16 protein-coding genes are annotated in these 18,198 nt (G+C 69.6%); 8 read left to right on the plus strand and 8 right to left on the minus strand.

What is annotated here, in order from left to right:
* Nucleotides 1–113: 113 nt before the first annotated feature.
* The 4 genes from ACFQ4H_RS10515 (at nt 114) to serA (ending at nt 5,612) form a co-directional block, all read left to right on the plus strand.
* Entirely contained in the window at nt 114–2,027 is a 1,914-nt protein-coding gene (locus ACFQ4H_RS10515) for an acetolactate synthase large subunit (RefSeq protein WP_377569647.1), read from the plus strand.
* A gap of 58 nt (nt 2,028–2,085) precedes the next feature.
* On the plus strand, nt 2,086–2,601 hold the full coding sequence (gene ilvN / locus ACFQ4H_RS10520; protein ID WP_377569648.1) for an acetolactate synthase small subunit: 516 nt from the start codon (nt 2,086–2,088) through the stop codon (nt 2,599–2,601).
* 40 nt (nt 2,602–2,641) lie between these two features.
* Nucleotides 2,642–3,655, plus strand: coding sequence for a ketol-acid reductoisomerase (ilvC, locus tag ACFQ4H_RS10525; RefSeq protein ID WP_377569650.1), 1,014 nt, complete (start codon nt 2,642–2,644; stop codon nt 3,653–3,655).
* 358 nt (nt 3,656–4,013) lie between these two features.
* Complete coding sequence (serA, locus tag ACFQ4H_RS10530; protein WP_377569652.1) at nt 4,014–5,612, plus strand: phosphoglycerate dehydrogenase; 1,599 nt, start codon at nt 4,014–4,016, stop codon at nt 5,610–5,612.
* A 116-nt stretch (nt 5,613–5,728) separates the two neighbouring features.
* On the opposite strand, the gene ACFQ4H_RS10535 is transcribed toward serA, so the two are convergent.
* Nucleotides 5,729–6,082 carry a hypothetical protein gene (locus tag ACFQ4H_RS10535; protein ID WP_377569653.1) on the minus strand — a complete coding sequence of 118 codons (354 nt, stop codon included), beginning with the start codon at nt 6,080–6,082 and terminating at the stop codon, nt 5,729–5,731.
* A 119-nt stretch (nt 6,083–6,201) separates the two neighbouring features.
* A complete protein-coding gene (locus tag ACFQ4H_RS10540; protein WP_377569654.1) occupies nt 6,202–7,152 on the minus strand; it encodes a helix-turn-helix transcriptional regulator in 951 nt (316 codons plus the stop codon).
* A gap of 62 nt (nt 7,153–7,214) precedes the next feature.
* Between ACFQ4H_RS10540 and ACFQ4H_RS10545 the strand changes: the two genes are divergently transcribed.
* The gene (locus tag ACFQ4H_RS10545) at nt 7,215–8,366 is read left to right on the plus strand and encodes an epoxide hydrolase family protein (protein WP_377569656.1); all 1,152 of its coding nucleotides are present in this window, start codon (nt 7,215–7,217) and stop codon (nt 8,364–8,366) included.
* 279 nt (nt 8,367–8,645) lie between these two features.
* On the opposite strand, the gene ACFQ4H_RS10550 is transcribed toward ACFQ4H_RS10545, so the two are convergent.
* Nucleotides 8,646–9,503, minus strand: coding sequence for an FAD:protein FMN transferase (locus ACFQ4H_RS10550; RefSeq protein ID WP_377569657.1), 858 nt, complete (start codon nt 9,501–9,503; stop codon nt 8,646–8,648).
* Between the two features lie 227 nt (nt 9,504–9,730).
* Here ACFQ4H_RS10550 and ACFQ4H_RS10555 point away from each other — a divergent pair, with 227 nt between their 5' ends.
* A complete protein-coding gene (locus ACFQ4H_RS10555) occupies nt 9,731–10,762 on the plus strand; it encodes a 3-isopropylmalate dehydrogenase (protein ID WP_377569738.1) in 1,032 nt (343 codons plus the stop codon).
* Between the two features lie 571 nt (nt 10,763–11,333).
* The gene (locus ACFQ4H_RS10560; RefSeq protein WP_377569659.1) at nt 11,334–12,431 is read left to right on the plus strand and encodes a branched-chain amino acid aminotransferase; all 1,098 of its coding nucleotides are present in this window, start codon (nt 11,334–11,336) and stop codon (nt 12,429–12,431) included.
* A gap of 96 nt (nt 12,432–12,527) precedes the next feature.
* On the opposite strand, the gene ACFQ4H_RS10565 is transcribed toward ACFQ4H_RS10560, so the two are convergent.
* From ACFQ4H_RS10565 to ACFQ4H_RS10580, 4 genes are all read right to left on the minus strand, one after another.
* Nucleotides 12,528–13,262, minus strand: a complete 735-nt coding sequence (locus tag ACFQ4H_RS10565; protein WP_377569739.1) for a tyrosine-protein phosphatase — start codon at nt 13,260–13,262, stop codon at nt 12,528–12,530.
* Between the two features lie 138 nt (nt 13,263–13,400).
* Nucleotides 13,401–13,856 carry a PRC-barrel domain-containing protein gene (locus ACFQ4H_RS10570; RefSeq protein ID WP_377569661.1) on the minus strand — a complete coding sequence of 152 codons (456 nt, stop codon included), beginning with the start codon at nt 13,854–13,856 and terminating at the stop codon, nt 13,401–13,403.
* A gap of 105 nt (nt 13,857–13,961) precedes the next feature.
* Nucleotides 13,962–14,492 (minus strand): carboxymuconolactone decarboxylase family protein, encoded by a 531-nt coding sequence (locus tag ACFQ4H_RS10575; protein WP_377569662.1) that lies wholly within the window; start codon nt 14,490–14,492, stop codon nt 13,962–13,964.
* A 3-nt stretch (nt 14,493–14,495) separates the two neighbouring features.
* Nucleotides 14,496–15,050 carry a peroxiredoxin gene (locus tag ACFQ4H_RS10580; RefSeq protein ID WP_377569664.1) on the minus strand — a complete coding sequence of 185 codons (555 nt, stop codon included), beginning with the start codon at nt 15,048–15,050 and terminating at the stop codon, nt 14,496–14,498.
* A 444-nt stretch (nt 15,051–15,494) separates the two neighbouring features.
* On the opposite strand from ACFQ4H_RS10580, the gene cimA reads away from it, so the two are divergent.
* Nucleotides 15,495–17,081, plus strand: a complete 1,587-nt coding sequence (cimA, locus tag ACFQ4H_RS10585; protein WP_377569666.1) for a citramalate synthase — start codon at nt 15,495–15,497, stop codon at nt 17,079–17,081.
* 82 nt (nt 17,082–17,163) lie between these two features.
* Here the strand turns inward: cimA and ACFQ4H_RS10590 are convergent, their stop codons facing one another.
* Entirely contained in the window at nt 17,164–18,174 is a 1,011-nt protein-coding gene (locus ACFQ4H_RS10590) for an endonuclease/exonuclease/phosphatase family protein (RefSeq protein WP_377569668.1), read from the minus strand.
* Nucleotides 18,175–18,198: the final 24 nt, after the last annotated feature.

Below are 18,198 nucleotides of genomic sequence, written 5' to 3' on the forward strand. Positions count from 1 at the left end.
TCTGCACGTGGGTCTTTTTTATTGGCATCGTCACACCTCATTCGGGGCGGGCTCTCGCCCGCGTTGCACGTCTACAGAACCACCACCGACCCGAGCCGAAGGCCTGAATCGCCATGACCACCAGACCCACCCCTGAGACACTCGCCAACTCCGTCCGACGGAGTCGGTCCGGCGCCGAGGGCGCCGCCGATTCCGCGAGCCAGCCCAACCCGGCCGTCGCGCCGACCCCCGCCACCGTCGCGGGGGCGGCGGCGCAGGCCCCGGCCGTACGGACCACCGCTCCGCTCCAGGTCTCCGGGGCCGGCTCGCTCGTGAAGTCGCTTGAGGCGCTCGGCGTCGAGGTGGCGTTCGGCATTCCCGGTGGCGCGATCCTGCCGGCCTACGACCCGCTCTACGACTCGTCGCTGCGGCACATCCTGGTCCGCCACGAGCAGGGGGCCGGGCACGCCGCGACCGGCTACGCGCAGGCCACCGGCAAGGTGGGTGTCTGCATCGCCACCTCCGGCCCAGGTGCCACCAACCTGGTCACGCCGATCGCCGACGCCTACATGGACTCGGTGCCGATCGTCGCGATCACCGGCCAGGTCGCCCGCCCCCTGATCGGCTCGGACGCGTTCCAGGAGGCCGACATCCAGGGGATCACGCTGCCGATCACCAAGCACAACTTCCTCGTCCGGAGCGCCGAGGAGATCCCGCAGGTGCTGGCCGAGGCGTTCCACCTGGCGTCCACCGGTCGGCCGGGCCCGGTCCTGGTCGACATCCCGAAGGACATCCTCCAGGCGCAGACGACGTTCAACTGGCCGCCGGTGCTCGACCTGCCCGGCTACCGGCCGACCCTGCACCCGCACGGCAAGCAGATCCGCGAGGCGGCCCGGTTGATCGCCACCGCCAAGCGGCCGGTGTTCTACGTCGGTGGTGGCGTGCTCAAGGCCGGTGCCACCGAGGGACTGCGCCGGCTGGCCGAGCTGACCGGCGTCCCGGTGGTGACCACGCTGATGGCCCGGGGTGCCTTCCCCGACTCGCACCCGCAGCACCTGGGCATGCCCGGCATGCACGGCACGGTGGCCGCGGTCTACGGCCTACAGAAGGCCGACCTGATCGTGGCGCTGGGGGCCCGGTTCGACGACCGGGTGACTGGGCAGGCCGACTCGTTCGCGCCCGGCGCGACGATCGTGCACGCCGACATCGACCCGGCGGAGATCGGCAAGAACCGGGCCGTCGACGTGCCCATCGTCGGCGACGCCCGGCACGTCATCGAGGAACTGATCACGGCGGTCACGGCGGAGCAGTCCGCCAGCCGGAGCAACGACTGCACGGACTGGTGGGCCCAGCTCAACGACCTGCGCGAGCGTTACCCGCTGGGCTACGACGAGCCGGCCGACGGCACGCTGGCCCCGCAGTACGTGATCAAGCGGATCGGCGAGATCGTCGGACCGGACGCGATCTACGCCGCCGGTGTCGGGCAGCACCAGATGTGGGCGTCGCAGTTCATCTCGTACGAGAAGCCGCACACCTGGCTCAACTCCGGCGGTGCCGGAACGATGGGTTACGCCGTGCCGGCGGCGATGGGCGCCAAGGTCGGCAAGCCGGACACCGTCGTGTGGGCGATCGACGGTGACGGCTGCTTCCAGATGACCAACCAGGAGTTGGCCACCTGCGCCCTGGAGGGCATCCCGATCAAGGTTGCGGTGATCAACAACGGCAACCTGGGCATGGTGCGGCAGTGGCAGACCCTGTTCTACGGGGAGCGCTACTCCAACACCGAACTGGGCACCCACAAGCACCGCATCCCGGACTTCGTCAAGCTTGCCGAGGCACTGGGCTGCGTCGGCCTGCGCTGCGAGAGCGCCGCTGACGTGGACAGGACCATCGAGGCTGCGATGGCGATCAACGACGCCCCGGTCGTGATCGACTTCGTGGTGGGCAAGGACGCCATGGTGTGGCCGATGGTGGCCGCCGGCACCAGCAACGACGAGATCATGTTCGCTCGTGGGGTCCGCCCCATCTTCGAGGACGACGATCTCTGATGTCGGGCGGAACTCTGATGTACCGGGTGGAACTCCGAATGACGAGGAAGATGTCCTGATGACGACGCACACGCTCTCCGTGCTGGTGGAGAACAAGCCCGGGGTCCTGGCCCGGGTGAGCGGACTGTTCTCCCGCCGGAGCTTCAACATCGACTCCCTGGCGGTCGGGGAGACCGAGAACCCCGAGGTCTCCCGGATCACGATCGTGGTCAACGCCGACTCCTCCCCGCTGGAGCAGGTCACCAAGCAGCTCAACAAGCTGGTCAACGTACTGAAGATCGTTGAGCTGGACCCGGCCGTCTCGGTCGCCCGTGAACTGCTGCTGGTCAAGGTCCGGGCCGACCGGTCGGCTCGCGGGCAGGTGATGGAGACGGTCAACCTCTTCCGGGCCCGGGTCGTGGACGTCGCGCCGGACACCCTCACCATCGAGGCGACCGGCACCGCCGACAAGCTGGACGCGCTGCTGCGCGACCTCGAACCGTTCGGAATCAAGGAGATGGTGCAGTCCGGCACGGTGGCCATCGGGCGCGGCTCACGCTCGATCACCACCGGTCCGGCGCTGCGTGCCGCATAGGTTCGGCGGGCCGGCCGGGCCGCCGCAGGAAAGGGAAACAATGACCGTTGAGGTTTACTACGACGACGACGCCGACCTCGGGCTCATCCAGGCCAAGAAGGTCGCGGTGCTGGGGTACGGCAGCCAGGGGCACGCCCACGCGCTCTCGCTGCGGGACTCGGGCGTCGATGTCGTGATCGGTCTGCCGGAGGGTTCCAAGAGCCGGGCCAAGGCAGAGGAACAGGGACTGCGGGTGCTGACGCCGGCCGAGGCGGCGGCCGAGGCTGACGTGATCATGGTGCTGGCGCCGGACACCGTACAGCGCTCGCTCTACACCGACGCGATCGCGCCGAACCTCAGCGCCGGCAAGGCGCTGTTCTTCGGCCACGGCCTGAACATCCGGTACGGCCTGATCACCCCGCCCGCCGACGTGGACGTGGCGATGGTCGCCCCGAAGGGCCCGGGTCACCTGGTCCGTCGTCAGTACGTCGACGGCAAGGGCGTGCCCGCGCTGGTCGCGGTCGAGCAGGACGCCTCCGGCAACGCCCTCGCCCTGGCGCTGGCGTACGCCAAGGCCATCGGCGGCACCCGGGCCGGGGTCATCAAGACCACCTTCAAGGAGGAGACCGAGACTGACCTCTTCGGCGAGCAGGCGGTCCTCTGCGGCGGCGCTGCGGCGCTGGTGCAGACCGGGTTCGAGGTGCTCACCGAGGCGGGTTACGCCCCGGAGATCGCCTACTTCGAGTGCCTGCACGAGCTGAAGCTGATCGTCGACCTGATGTACGAGGGCGGCATCGCCCGGATGCGGTACAGCGTCTCCGACACCGCCGAGTACGGCGACTACACCCGTGGTCCGCGCGTGGTCGACGCCCGGGTCAAGGAGGAGATGCGCAAGATCCTCAGCGAGATCCAGTCGGGTGAGTTCACCCGCGAGCTGATCGCCGAGGACGACGCGGGCCGGCCCAACTTCGCCAAGATGCGGGCCGAGGGCGCGGCGCACCCGATCGAGGCAACCGGAAAGAAGCTGCGGGACATGATGAGCTGGGTCGACCGGCCCATCACCGAGACCGCCTGATCTTCTTTCGTCAGCCCGTACCCGAAGTGCCCCGGTGCTTCGGGTACGGGCTTTCCCGTTCAATTCCCGAGCCTCTCGAACGGTGGGCGGACCTGTTGCCCAGGTGAGTCCAGTGGGTGGACGAACGGGCGTGAGAGGCGACACCTTCGAGGGCGTTCCGCCGCGTTGAACAGGGTATTAGGTCCTGTTTGTGAGGGCACTCACGCGGCGCTGAGAGCACATCATGCGCAGCGTTACGCCTACGATCGCGGGGTAGGTCGAATCCGGCTCCAGTCGGACCGCCGCACGGAGGAGCGTAGGGCGCAGCGCCGCGTCCCTTCGCAGCAGTACTCGCCACTGCCGAAATCTACGAGGACCAATGAATCCTGTCGTATTGATCGCTGAAGAACTCGCTCCCGCCGCCATTGACGTATTGGCGCACGATTTCGACGTACGCCACGTCGACGGCACCGACCGTCCGGCTCTGCTCTCCGCCCTCGCCGAGGCGGACGCGGTCATCGTTCGTAGCGCCACCCAGATCGACGCCGAGGCGGTCGCCGCCGCGCCGAAGCTGAAGGTGGTCGCCCGCGCCGGCGTGGGTCTGGACAACGTCGAGGTCCCGGCCGCCACCGCCCGTGGCGTCATGGTGGTCAACGCCCCGACCTCCAACATCGTCTCCGCCGCCGAGCAGGCCGTCGCCCTGCTGCTGGCGGTCGCCCGGAACACCGCCAGCGCCAGCGCCGCCCTCAAGGCGGGGGAGTGGAAGCGGTCCAAGTACACCGGCGTGGAGATCCAGGGCAAGACCGTCGGTGTGGTCGGCCTCGGCCGTATCGGCGTGCTCTTCGCCCAGCGCATCGCCGCCTTCGGCACCCGCCTGATCGCCTACGACCCGTACATCCAGCCGGCCCGTGCGGCCCAGCTCGGCGTACGGCTGGTCGGCCTGGAGGAGCTGCTGCGGGAGAGCGACTTCATCTCCATCCACCTGCCCAAGACCCCGGAGACGGTCGGCCTGATCGGCGAGAAGGAACTGTCGATCGTCAAGCCGGGCGTACGGATCGTCAACGCCGCCCGCGGTGGTCTGGTCGACGAGCAGGCACTGGCCGACGCGATCGCCGAGGGCCGGGTGGCCGGTGCCGGTGTCGACGTGTACGCCAAGGAGCCGTGCACCGCGTCCCCGCTGTTCGCCTTCGACAACGTGGTCGCCACCCCGCACCTGGGTGCGTCGACCGCCGAGGCGCAGGACAAGGCCGGTCTCGCCGTGGCCCGTAGCGTGAAGCTCGCGTTGCAGGGCGAGTTCGTGCCGGACGCGGTCAACGTCCAGGTGGGCGGGGTCGTCGCGGAGGACGTACGGCCGCTGCTGCCGCTGGCCGAGAAGCTGGGCAAGGTCTTCACCGCCGTGGCCGGCGGGGTCGCCGCCAGCGTCACCGTCGAGGTGCGGGGCGAGATCGTCGCGCACGACGTGTCGGTGCTGAAGCTGGCCGCGACCAAGGGCCTGTTCTCCTCGGTCGTCGAGGAGCAGGTGACCTACGTCAACGCGCCGCACCTGGCCGCCGACCGGGGCGTCGAGATCGAGCTGACCACGAACTCCGAGACGGTCGACCACGGAAATCTGGTCACCGTACGGGGTGCGCTGCCCGACGGTCGTACGGTGAGCGTCTCCGGCACGGTGGTCACCACCGGCACCCGCGATGTCGTCAAGCTCACCGAGGTCGACGGCTTCGACCTGGAGATCGGTGCCGAGGGCATCCTGCTGTTCTTCCGGTACGCCGACCGGCCCGGCGTGGTCGGCGCGGTGGGTTCCACCCTCGGTGAGGCCGGTGTCAACATCGCCTCGATGCAGGTGGCCCGGCGGGAGGCCGGCGGTGAGGCGCTCATGACGCTGACCGTCGACTCGGCGGTCGGTGCGGACCTGCTGACGTCGGCCGCCGACTCGATCGGTGCGGTCGCGGCCAGCGCCGCCGACCTGCGTGACGAGTAGTCGCAACCGGCGGTAGGCGGTACGCAACACGAAGGACGGGGCTCGGCCGGTAGGCCGAGCCCCGTTTTGGTCAGGGGTTCGTTGTCCTTGCTCAGCGGATCGTCGTCGACGACCGGTCAGCGTGCCACCGGTGTCGGGGGTGGATAGACCGAGCCGTCCTGGGGGTCGAACAGCAGCAGCCCGTGGCTGCCGGCGAGCTGTTCGATGTCCAGCAACACCTGATCGGGGCAGGTCTCGGTCAGCTTCATCTCAACGTGGTCCGTGGTGCAGTGCAACGGTGCAGCCCACGGGGAGGCCGGCGACGGGCCCCGGTCCGGGTAACGTGCGGTGACCGCTCGGTAGAAGGCAACGAGCCGTGGGTCGGGTACACCCTCGACGTGCTCACCCTGCCGGCACAGTTCGTGGGCCGCCTGTACGTCCGCTGCCGAGGCCCCGTTCTCCAGAGCCCATACGACCAGATCGAAAGTCACGGGCGACAGCGTGCCATCTTCCGTTCCCGGTTGAGCACCTACCCTGGGCAACACGCGGACACGATCGATTCTCGCGTCCATTCGCGCGCCGGGGCAGCTTATCGGGTGGCGGGATCAGCCTATCGGGTGGTCGCCTCGGTGAAGCGCTGGGCCAGCCGGCGAACGTGTCGGGCGAGTTCCGGTGGCGACTCGACCTCGAAGTCGACGTCGAGGATCGCGGCCACGAATGCGACCGCCGCGTACGAGTCCGAGGCGAGTTCCAGCAGACAGGTCCGATCGTCGATGGGGGACACGATCCCGTCGATCCGCCCGGCGATCTCCGATGCCGGAGCGTGCACCTTCAACCGGGACCGGTACGCCCACATCTCGAATCCCATCGTCCGTCGCAGGTAGACGGTCACGTCGCCGTCGGGTGGCCGGCGAGGGGTGAACCGTGGCCCGTTGGGGGTACGCAGCCGGATCCGGTCTACCCGGAAGGTACGCCAGTCCGTCCGGTCGACGTCCCAGCCGACCAGGTACCACCGGTGTCCCCAGAAGACCAGACGGTGTGGCTCGACGGCGCGGCGGGATCCGGTTCCGTGGTGGTCGACGTAGTCGAACCGCAGGGCCTCGGCTGCGCGGATCGCCGCCGAGATCGAGGTGAGCCCGGCCGGGTCGACGGTGGGGCCGGGTCTCGGCGGCATCGCGACCATCGCCTCGGCCAGCGTGCCCACCCGGTGCCGTAGCCGCGCCGGCAGTACCTGTTCCATCTTGCTCAGGGCCCGCGCCGACGCCTCCTCGATGCCCGCCACCGGGCCCGTCGCCCCGGTGTGCAACCCGACCGCGACCGCGACCGCCTCCTCGTCGTCCAGCAGCAGCGGGGGCAGCGTGGAGCCGGCCCCGAGCCGGTAGCCACCGGTCACCCCCTTGGCGGCCGAGATCGGGTAGCCGAGTTCGCGTAGCCGGTCGACGTCGCGCCGGACCGTCCTGGTCGTGACGTCCAGGCGCTCGGCCAGTTCCGTACCGGACCAGTCCCGATGCATCTGGAGCAACGACAGCAGCCGTAGCAGCCGGGCGGAGGTCTCCAACATCCCTCCACGATCGCAGAGAACTAGGAACGCCCCTGTCCTACATCGCCCCGAGGCTGACCGGCATGGAGAAACCAGAGCCCTTCCGGGTCGACATGGCCCAGGCCGATCTCGACGAACTCGACGACCGACTGGCGGGGACCCGCTGGCCCGACGAACTTCCCGGCGTCGGTTGGTCGTACGGGGTCAACCGGGACCACCTCCGGGAACTCGTCCACTACTGGCGTACCGGCTACGACTGGCGTCGACACGAGGCCCGACTCAACTCGTACCCGCAGTTCACCACCACCATCGACGGCCAGAACATCCATTTCCTGCACGTACGCTCGCCGGAGCCGGACGCGACCCCGCTGGTCGTCACCCACGGTTGGCCGAGCACGGTGTACGAGTTCCTCGACGTCATCGGTCCACTGACCGACCCGAGGGCGTACGGTGCGGACCCGGCCGACGCCTTCCATCTGGTCTTGCCCTCGGTGCCCGGGTTCGCGTTCTCCGGCCCGACCCGGCAGACCGGTTGGGGGGTGAACCGGACCGCGCGGGCCTGGGCCGAGTTGATGCGCTGCCTGGGCTACGAGCGGTACGGCGCCCAGGGCGGTGACTTCGGCAGCCTCGTCTCACCGGAACTCGGCCGGGTGGCCCCGGACAACGTCATCGGGGTGCACGTCAACGCGTTGGCCAACGCCTCGGTGCCGACCGCTCCCGGGGATCTGGACGGGCTCGACGAGGCCGAGCGGGAGCGGGCCCAGCAACAGGAGATGTGGTGGTACGCGCATTCCGGTTACGCCACGCAGATGTCGACCCGGCCGCAGACCCTGGCGTACGCGCTGAACGACTCACCGGTCGGGCAGCTCGCGTGGAACCTGGAGTGGTATGTGGACTGGGACCCGACGCAGACTGGGCAGACCCCGATCGACCGCGACGCCATCCTCACGAGTGTCACGATCCTGTGGCTGACCGGCACCGCTGGTTCGGCGGCACGGATCTACCTGGAGGGCGGGGAGGAGGGCTGGGGCGAGCGGCCGGCACCCTCACCGGTGCCCACCGGGGTGGCCAACTTCCTTGGCGACAAAGCGATCCGCGGCCTGGCTGAGTTGTCCAACAGGATCACCCACTGGTCTGAGTTCTCCCGGGGCGGGCATTTCGCTTCGTTGCAGGCGCCCGAGCTTCTGGTCTCTGATATCCGGGAGTTCTTCCGAAAGGTGCGATCCGCGGGCTGATTCGATGCCAGGAATTCTGCGTTACGTTGCCGTGAATCTTGCGCCTCGTCACTGCTAATCGATAGCGTGTCGGTGAGGTTACCCGGTGAGTTCCCAGGCGCGGGCTTGTCTTCGGGTGATGAGATACGGCGTCGGTCGGGTGACCAGAACCCTCGGGTGCGCGAGCCACGCGTACGCATTGATGATCGACCCCCACGGTCGTTGCCGCAACCGTGGGGGCCGATCTCGATTCTTCGATTCAGGTAATCGGTGCGTCGTCCGGTCCGATATGGACCGGGGCTACCTGCTGGCGGCGAAGAGCACCCGGTATCCGTCGACGGTGGGGAACCAGTCCAGTCCGGTCGGGCCGGCAGCGAACAGCGCGGTGGCGTAGCCGTCGGCTACGGCGAGGTCCGGGCCGGTCACGGTGGCGGCGAGGAACTGGTTGGCCGGCTCGCCGGTGTGCGGGTCGACGACGTGGTCACGTCGCCCGGCGACCCCCGAGGTGCCGACCGCGCCCGACGTCATCTCCAACATCATCGGCGGCCGGTGGCTCTGGGTCGGGTGATGTACGGCGATCCGCCACGGGCCGCCGTGCGGCGCGTGTCCGTGTACGACGAGATCCGCTCCGCTGAAGACCGCGTAGTCGTCGATGCCGGCGGCGCGTAGTCGCGCGGCGGCCCGCTCGACAGCCCACCCGTTGAGCAGGCCGCCCGGGTCGAAGCCACCGGGCACCGCCCAGGCGTCGAACCAACCGTCGGTGGCGGCCCGCATCGCGGCGCACCGCGCGACGATGTCGGCCAGCGGGGGATAGGAGTCAGCGGTGATCTCGCCCCGGCGCAGCCGGGAGACGAGGCTGCCGGCCCGGGCCGGGCTGTATGTGATGTCGATCGCCCGCAGTTCGGCGACCGCGTCGCGGATCGCCTCGCCGAGGCCGCGTCGGCCCAGGTCGGCTGGCGCGCTGAGCAGTAGGGAGTACTCGTTGGTCGAGGTGGGGACGGTGTGCCGGGCCACTATCCGGTCTGCCGGTACGCTGACCGGCCGGTCGTTCTGCCGTGCTGATCTTGCGCCCAGCCGCAGGTCGGGACGTTTTCCCCGATATGCGGCTAGCGCTGGCCGGCCCTTCGTGGGGGGCCGGTTCGCCTGGTGGATGAGCATTTCCACGCCCTCTCTGGCAACCTGTTCCGTTCGGGAGCGGTGGTGCGTGAGTAGCTCCGGAACGGTCACGTCCACCATAAGACGGCAACATGACTGCCCCATGAATGTCGACTGGCAGAGTCCTGTACGCGACACTTCCCACATGTCGGGAGAAACGTACCGAGACCCGGGATAACCCCTTAACGTTCACTAGACAGGCGGAACGAATGGAGTGGGTGAACGTGTCGGTGGCGCGGATCGCGGTGGTGGCCGGCGACGGCATCGGATCTGAGGTGGTCGCGCAGGCCCGCAAGGTCCTTGACGCGGTGCTGCCCGGAGTCGAGGCCACCGAATACGATCTTGGTGCAGCCCGTTACCACCGTACCGGTGAGGTGTTGCCGGACTCGGTGCTGGCCGAACTGGCCGGGCACGACGCCATCCTGCTCGGCGCGGTGGGCGACCCCACCGTCCCGCCGGGCGTGTTGGAGCGTGGCCTGCTGCTGCGCCTCCGGTTCGCCTTCGACCAGTACGTCAACCTGCGCCCCTCCCGGCTCTGGCCCGGTACCGCCGGCCCGCTGGGCGAGGTCAAGCCCGGCGAGATCGACCTGGTGGTCGTCCGGGAGGGCACCGAGGGCCTGTACGCCGGCGCCGGCGGATCGCTGCACCGGGACACCCCCGCCGAGGTGGCCACCGAGGAGAGCCTCAACACCCGGCACGGTGTCGAGCGGGTCATCCGGGACGCCTTCGCCCGCGCCCGGCGGCGTGAGCGGCGCAAGGTGACCCTGGTCCACAAGACCAACGTGCTGACCCACGCCGGGTCGCTGTGGGCGCGGACCTTCGCGGCCGTCGCCGCCGAGCACCCCGACGTCGAGACCGAGTACCAGCACGTCGACGCGGCGGCGATGTTCCTCGTCACCCAGCCGCAGCGCTACGACGTCGTGGTCACCGACAACCTCTTCGGTGACATCCTCACCGACATCGCCGCTGCCGTGACCGGCGGCATCGGCCTGGCGGCCAGCGGCTGCATCAACCCCGAGCGGGCCTACCCGTCGATGTTCGAGCCGGTGCACGGCTCGGCCCCGGACATCGCCGGCAAGGGTCTGGCCGACCCGGTCGCCGCAGTGCTGTCCGTATCCCTGTTGCTCGACCACCTCGGTCACCCCGAGGCCGCCGAGCGGGTAACCGCGGCGGTCGCCGCCGAGCTCGCGTCCCGTACCTCGGGCGCGGCGGGCAGCACCGCCGAGATCGGTGACCGGTTGGCCGCGCACGCGGCATCCTGACCGGTCGTCCCCACTGCGGCCCGGTCCCGCCGCCCGGGCGACACCTTCAGTGCCGCCCCTGGTCGGTGCGGGCCGCAGTCCCTGGCCCGGCCGGTCCGACCCGGACGCACGTAGCGCCCTGACCGGTCGGTCCGGTTCCAGCGACGGTGACCGACCCGCGTACGTCCCGGTGGCGGCAACGGCGGTGACCGACCCGCGTACGTCTCCGCGACAGCCCGGTACCGGCTTACGGGCGACCAGGCTGTCGCCGTCACGGTGGCCCGTCTTCGCCCACCCGGCGAACTGACCGCCGTTCCCCCGGCTGCCCGACCACCTCGCCCACCCGGCGCGCACCGTCCCGGTCCGGCTGCCTCCCGTCGACCGTCCGATCCGGCCGATGGCATGATCACTCACCGGCGCGGTTCGCCGGTCGAGCCGAACGACGTGACCGCGTTGGCCCCGGCCGACCGGATGGCCCCTGGCCCGTCCGGCCAACCGGAGGTTCCCGCTGAACGACCGTTCGGGGTAAGTTTCAGGCACCAGTTTCCTGGCATGCCCGTTTGTGCATGTCGCTTGCATGGAGGTCAACGCTATGAGCGGTGGTGACAAGCTCGACTTCGAGATTCGCCCGAATCCTCAGCCGGTAGCCGCCGCCGAGCGCGCCGCGCTGATGGCCAACCCCGGATTCGGACGGATCTTCACCGACCACATGGTCACCATTCGGTACGCCGATGGCAAGGGCTGGTACGACGCCCGGGTGGAGGCACGTGCCCCGATTCCGATGGACCCGGCCAGTGCCGTACTGCACTACGCGCAGGAGATCTTCGAGGGGCTGAAGGCGTACCGGGCCGCCGATGGTGGGGTGACCCTGTTCCGGCCCGACGCCAACGCCGCCCGCTTCGTCGAGTCGGCCAAACGGATGGCGATGGCCCCGCTGCCGCCGCAGGCCTTCCTCGACTCGCTGCACCACCTCATCGAGATCGATCGGGAGTGGATTCCCGACACCGACGGTGGCAGCCTCTACCTGCGCCCGTTCATGTACGCCAGCGAAGTGTTCCTCGGTGTCCGCCCAGCCAACGAATACCTCTACGTCCTCATCGCCTCGCCGGTCGAGTCCTACTTCACCGGTGGGGTCAAGCCGCTGACGGTCTGGGTCTCGCCCGACTACACCCGGGCCGCGCCCGGTGGCACCGGCGCGGCCAAGTGCGGTGGCAACTACGCCACCTCGTTGATCGCGAAGGCGGATGCGGTCGCCCAGGGGTGCGACGACGTCGTCTTCCTCGACGCGGTGCAGCGCCGCCACGTCGAGGAGATGAGCGGCATGAACATCTTCTTCCGCTACGACGACGACACCCTGGTCACCCCGCCGCTCACCGGTACGATCCTGCCCGGCATCACCCGGGAGTCGGTGATGATGCTGGCCCGCGAGCGCGGTCTCACCGTGGCCGAACGTCCGGTGAGCTTCGACGACTGGCGGGCCGACGCCGCCAGCGGTCGGCTGCGTGAGGTCTTCGCCTGCGGGACGGCAGCGGTGATCACCCCGATCGGGCAGGTCCGCTACCCCGACGGTGAGTTCACCATCGCCGACGGCCAGCCGGGCGAGGTCACCACCCGGATCCGGCAGACCCTGGTCGACATCCAACGGGGGCGGACCGCCGACCCGCACGGCTGGGTCCACCGGATCCTCTGACCCCACCGCCGGGTTCGCTGACGGCCGGATGGGTTGCGGTACCCCGGGTCGGGACGGCGGCTGCTGCCCCGACCCCGGTGTACGGCGAAGTGACGACTAGCTGCTCAGCAGGTGGGCCCGCAGCGCGGTGACCTGTGCCGGTTCGAGGCCGGCGCCCAGCAGGTAGCGCTCCACCGAACCGTGCCGCTGCCGTAGCTCGCTGAGGAACAGCAGCATCGCCTCCGCCGGCGAGGCGTGGTAGGCCTTCGGGGCCGCCGCGTGCTCGGGGAGGTGCTCACGGAGGTAGGCGTTGAACCGCTCGGCTGCCGCGCTGCTCAGCGCGTAGTCCGTGGCGATGTCGGCGTCACTGACCCCCAGCAGCGACAGGGTCAGGGCACACACCACACCCGTACGGTCCTTGCCCGCGACGCAGTGCACCACCACCGGGGCGGAGTCGTGGTCGGCGATCACCCCGAGCGCCTGGGCGAGGCCGGCCGCTCCGCTCTCGGCCAGGTCCCGGTACCGGTCGGCCAGGTAGCGGGCCACGCCGAGCCGTTCCTCGTACGGGATCTCGTCCCACTGCTGGTGTTTCGGATGGATGTGCTGGTAGGCCAGTCCGCCGCAGTCGGGGATCCGGCCGTCCCGGGCCACCTCGGTCGGCCGGCGCAGGTCGATCACCGTACGGACAGCCAGCGCCGTGAACGCCGTCTGATCCGCACCGGCCAGCCGGTGAGGTGAGTCCGACCGGTAGAGGCGCTGCCAGCGCACACTCCGGCCGTCGAGGCCGGCGTATCCGCCGACATCGCGGAAGTTGAAGAGGGTGGAGAAGTTCGTCACACGGTTGACCGGCATCAAGTCCACCAGGCCACGGTAACCGCTGCGCCATGGTTGTCGACAGCTCGTCACCGAGACGGCGATGGCCGGCGGGGCGTACCCCACCGGCCATCGAAGATGCCCTGCGTCGACACTCCCGGTCGACGCTCGACCCGTCTACACCATGCGGTCCGGCGGGAGCATCGTGCCGTACGTGCCGCCGTACGTGCTGTCGTACGTACTGCCGTAGTAGCCACCGAGCCGGTCCCGGTACGCCGGGTCGGCGTGGCTGATCTCGTCGTACTCCGGAGCGGCCTTGATCTGGTCCTTGCTCCGGTCGAGATAGACCTTCTCGTCATCGTGGTCGACGCGGTTGACCACGCCGGCCGGCAGCATGACCTTCTTACCGAAGATCCACGGGCCGGTGTCGACCACCAGGTAGCTGCCGTCCACGTCGTGGCTGGCACTGTCGATTTTGCCGATGCCGCCATCGGTCGCGACCGCCTTGTAGCCGGTCAGGTCGCCACCGGTCACTCCGGCGTCGTCCCGGTAGCTCCACGGCTGGAACGACCCACCGGGGGTAGCCGGGGCCGGCGTCTGCGGCTGGGACATCTGAGGATCAAGCCTGTCCATTCGAGTCTCATCTCCTCCGCTCGACGTCTGGGCTGTCCCGAATAGACCTACCCAGGCTCGTCGAGCCCCACACCCGCCGCCGCCGGCCCCCTGCCGCCGCCCTGGTCAGGCCAGTGCGGCCTCCGCGTCGAGGGTCACCGCCGCCGCGTGTACGACAGCGGCGATCCGCAGTGCCTCGTGCACCTGCTCCCGGGTGAACCCGGTACCGCGCAGGGTCTTCTCGTGCGACTCCAGGCACACCCCGCAGCCGGTGATCGCCGAGACCGCCAGGCACCACAGTTCGAAGTCGCCCTTGTCGACGCCGGGCTTGCCGATGATCTGCATCCGCAGCCGGGCCGGCATCGAGGCGTAGTCCTCGTCGCCGATGAGGTGCTTGGCCCGGTAGTAGATGTTGTTCATCGCCATGATCGCCGCAGCACCCTTGGCTGCCTCGATCGCCTCGGGCTTGAGGTGACCGGCTGCCTCAGCGGCGATCTCCCGCAGCACGACCGGGTTCCGGGCGGCCACGGCGCAGGCCAGGGCGGTACCCCAGGCCTGCTCGACGCCGAGCGTCGAGGTGCCGACGGTCGAACCGAGGTTCAGCTTGATGTCCTTGGCGTACTCGGGCAGAGCCGCCTTGATCGCATCGAGACCCATGGCTCAGGCTCCGGCAAGCAGCTTCTTGGCGTCGAGGGTCTCGCCGCCCTTGTTCCAGTTGCACGGGCACAGTTCGTCGGTCTGCAGGGCGTCGAGCACCCGCAGCACCTCGGAGACGTTCCGGCCGACCGAGCCGGCGGTGACCATGGCGAACTGGATCTCGTTGTCCGGGTCGATGATGAAGGTCGCCCGCTGCGCCACGCCGTCCTCGCCGAGCACGCCGGCGGCGGCGGTCAGCTCGCGCTTGATGTCGCTCAGCATCGGGAACGGCAGGTCACGCAGGTCCGGGTGGTCCTTGCGCCACGCGTAGTGGACGAACTCCGAGTCGACGGAGACGCCGAGAACCTGGGCGTCCCGGTCGGCGAACTCGCCGTTGAGCCGGCCGAACTCGGCGATCTCGGTCGGGCAGATGAAGGTGAAGTCCTTCGGCCAGAAGAAGACGACCCGCCACTTGCCCTGGTGGCTCTTGTTGTTGATCGTGGCGAACGCGTTGTCGGCGTCGAGAGAGACGCACGCGGTGAGTTCGTACTCGGGGAAGTGGTCACCGACAGTGAGCACGGGTCCTCCTTGTGGGCGGCACGAGGCCGGTAACTGGATTCATTCCAGATGATGGCGCAGGCGGGTTTCGCCTAGTTGACAGCCCTGGTGAAGTGTGAAGCTGATCACCGACGGCGCGTTGTGCCGGGCGGGGGTGCCCGGATGCGGTAGCGGACGCTGCGTCACCATCCCGCGATGTGGATTATCGCTGCCGACCGCCGGTCAGGAGTGGCAGAGTACGAAACGTGGCACCCCGAGTGATCATTATTTGCAGTTAGCGCGCCGGCATTCCGTCAAGCCGAGCGCGCAGACCTCCCGCATCCGCGGGGGGTCTTTTTGTTGTTCCGACCTCCCTGCCCGTTGCCCCCACGAAGCCCCGTCCGTTGCTCCGCAAAGCTGCCCGTTGCTCCGCAAGGCCCGTTCGTTGCTCCGCATAGCTGCCTGTTGCTCCCGGGAAGGACTCCGATGACATTCCAGGTCTACGACACGACGTTGCGCGATGGAGCGCAGCGTGAGGGGATCAGCTACTCCGTCGCCGACAAGCTGGCGGTCGCCCGGCTGCTCGACGAGTTCGGGGTCGGCTTCATCGAGGGCGGCTGGCCGGGCGCGATGCCCAAGGACACCGAGTTCTTCCAGCGGGCCCGTACCGAACTCGACCTGAAGCACGCCGTCCTCGTGGCGTTCGGCGCCACCCGCAAGGCCGGCCTCGCGGTCGCCGACGACCCGCAGGTACGGGCGCTGCTCGACGCCGAGACGTCAGCGGTGTGCCTGGTCGCCAAGTCCGACATCCGGCACGTCGAGCGGGCACTGCGCACCACCGGGGCGGAGAACCTCGCCATGGTCGCCGACACCGTCGCCCACTTCGTCGCCGAGGGCCGCCGGGTCTTCCTCGACTGCGAGCACTTCTTCGACGGCTACCGGTACGACCCGGCGTACACCGCGGCGGTCGCCTCGGCGGCCCTCGAAGCCGGCGCGGAGGTCGTGGTGATGTGCGACACCAACGGCGGGATGCTGCCCTCCCAGGTCACCACGGCCATCGGCGAGCTGACCGAGCGGCTCGGGGTCTCGCCGGCCCGACTCGGCATCCACTGCCAGAACGACACCTCGTGCGCGGTCGCCAACACCGTCGCCGCCGTCGAGGCCGGCGTACGGCACTTCCAGGGCACCGCGAACGGCTACGGCGAACGCCCCGGCAACGCCGACCTCTTCGCCGTCGTCGGCAACCTGCAACTCAAGCTCGGGCTGCCCGTCCTACCGGAGGGCTGCCTGGAACAGATGGTGCGCGTATCGCACGCCATCGCGGAGATCGCCAACATCGCCCCCGACACCCACCAGGCGTACGTCGGGGCCGCAGCCTTCGCCCACAAGGCCGGGCTGCACGCGAGCGCGATCAAGGTGGATCCGGTGCTCTACAACCACGTCGACCCGAGCGTGGTGGGCAACGACATGCGGATCCTGGTAACGGAGATGGCCGGCCGGGCCAGCATCGAGCTCAAGAGCCGTGAGCTCGGCCTGGACCTGGCCGGCCATCCCGAAGCGGCGACCCGGGTCACCAAGCGGGTCAAGGACCTGGAGGCCGGCGGCTGGTCGTTCGAGGCGGCCGACGCCTCATTCGAACTGCTGGTCCGCTCCGAGTTGCCGGGCGCCGCCGCGCCCCTGCCGTTCGCGCTGGAGTCGTACCGGGTGCTGGTCGAGCACCGCGAGGACGGCGCGGTGGTCTCCGAGGCCACCGTCAAGGTCCGGGTACGCGGTGAGCGGGTCATCGCCACCGCCGAGGGGAACGGCCCGGTCAACGCCCTGGACGAGGCGCTGCGGGTCGCGCTGTCCCGGCACTACCCGGAGCTGCGCAGCTTCGAGTTGGCCGACTACAAGGTGCGCATCCTGGAAGGCAGCCACGGCACCGGCGCGATCACCCGGGTGCTGGTGGAGACCGCCGACGCCGAGGGCGGCCGGGACTGGACCACCGTCGGGGTGCACGAGAACGTCGTCGAGGCGAGCTGGCGGGCCCTGGTCGACGCCCTCACCTACGGCCTGGCCCGTACCAAGGTCTGAACGCGAGGTGCGACCGTAAGGAAGGGCTTCTTTCTGTCGCTTTCTGCATTGGAAGGGGCCCTTCCCAACATCGGAGCGGGGGTCAGCCGGCGGGAGGCAGCACCAGCTCGGCGAGAACCGCCCGATGGTCACTGCCGGGCAGCGGGTGTACGGCTGCGGCGCGTACCCCGACCCGTCGGTCGGCCAGCACGTGGTCGATGGCCACCGGTGGGATGGGATCACCGTCGTACGGACCCCAGGTGCCGGTCAGCCCGGCCCCGGCGGCGGCTGCCGCGTCGACGTACCCGGTTTCCAGCAGCGCCCGTACCGGGGTGTGGTCGAGGGTGGCGTTGAAGTCACCGGCCAGGATGCGCAACGGCCCGTCCGGGGTGGCCGCCGGCTGCCGGGACAGGTCGGTGTGCCAGCACCGCAGTTGGGCCCGTTCGTACGGGGCACACGGATGCGCCGACTCGACCAGCACCGGCGGGGCACCCGGCACCGCGACCGTCGCGTACGCCTGGGTGAAGCCGCCGTAGTTTCGCCGGGTACCGCCGTCGCTCAGCGGGAACCGTGCGTACAGGCCGGAGCCGGTGGTACCGATCTCCGCGTTGAGCTGGCGATGCGGCAGCAACTCGGCCAGGCCGTGCCGGTCCAGCGCGGCCTGGGCCCCGGGGGTGAACTCCTGCACCGCCAGCACGTCGACCCGGTGGGTGCGGACCAGCGCGACCACGGCTGCCGAATCGGCGACACCGGCCAGCAGGTTCGCGGTCATCACCCGCAGCGTCGGGCCGTCCGGGACCGGCACGTCGTCGGCCACCGCGCGGGGGGCGACCACGCCGACCAGCGCGACGGCGGTCAGGACCGCGACGCCCGCCGCCCACCAGCGGCGCAGCGCGAGCGCCAGCACCACCGGCACCAGCGTCCAGGCGGCGACGTACGGCGTGAACGCGAACAGCGGCACCAGCGGTCCGCGTTCGAGTCCACCGATCCGGATCACCGCCCAGCCCAGGGTGGGCACGACCAGCAGCCAGCACAGCCAGGTCGGCAGCACCCTGACAGCCTTACGTCTGACGCGGGATGCCTCGGTCGGTTTCTCGATTGCGTCCACGCTCATGGGTGCACGTTATCGACGGTCCAA

It is taken from the genome of Micromonospora sonneratiae (assembly GCF_042679305.1).
GTDB lineage: Bacteria > Actinomycetota > Actinomycetes > Mycobacteriales > Micromonosporaceae > Micromonospora_H > Micromonospora_H sonneratiae.

Coding starts and splice junctions, on each gene's coding strand:
- ACFQ4H_RS10515 (WP_377569647.1), top strand. CDS start 114: ATGACCACCAGACCCACCCCTGAGACACTCGCCAACTCCGTCCGACGG.
- ilvN (WP_377569648.1), top strand. CDS start 2,086: ATGACGACGCACACGCTCTCCGTGCTGGTGGAGAACAAGCCCGGGGTC.
- ilvC (WP_377569650.1), top strand. CDS start 2,642: ATGACCGTTGAGGTTTACTACGACGACGACGCCGACCTCGGGCTCATC.
- serA (WP_377569652.1), top strand. CDS start 4,014: ATGAATCCTGTCGTATTGATCGCTGAAGAACTCGCTCCCGCCGCCATT.
- ACFQ4H_RS10540 (WP_377569654.1), bottom strand. CDS start 7,152: ATGTTGGAGACCTCCGCCCGGCTGCTACGGCTGCTGTCGTTGCTCCAG.
- ACFQ4H_RS10545 (WP_377569656.1), top strand. CDS start 7,215: ATGGAGAAACCAGAGCCCTTCCGGGTCGACATGGCCCAGGCCGATCTC.
- ACFQ4H_RS10550 (WP_377569657.1), bottom strand. CDS start 9,503: ATGCTCATCCACCAGGCGAACCGGCCCCCCACGAAGGGCCGGCCAGCG.
- ACFQ4H_RS10560 (WP_377569659.1), top strand. CDS start 11,334: ATGAGCGGTGGTGACAAGCTCGACTTCGAGATTCGCCCGAATCCTCAG.
- ACFQ4H_RS10565 (WP_377569739.1), bottom strand. CDS start 13,262: ATGCCGGTCAACCGTGTGACGAACTTCTCCACCCTCTTCAACTTCCGC.
- ACFQ4H_RS10570 (WP_377569661.1), bottom strand. CDS start 13,856: ATGGACAGGCTTGATCCTCAGATGTCCCAGCCGCAGACGCCGGCCCCG.
- ACFQ4H_RS10575 (WP_377569662.1), bottom strand. CDS start 14,492: ATGGGTCTCGATGCGATCAAGGCGGCTCTGCCCGAGTACGCCAAGGAC.
- cimA (WP_377569666.1), top strand. CDS start 15,495: ATGACATTCCAGGTCTACGACACGACGTTGCGCGATGGAGCGCAGCGT.
- ACFQ4H_RS10590 (WP_377569668.1), bottom strand. CDS start 18,174: ATGAGCGTGGACGCAATCGAGAAACCGACCGAGGCATCCCGCGTCAGA.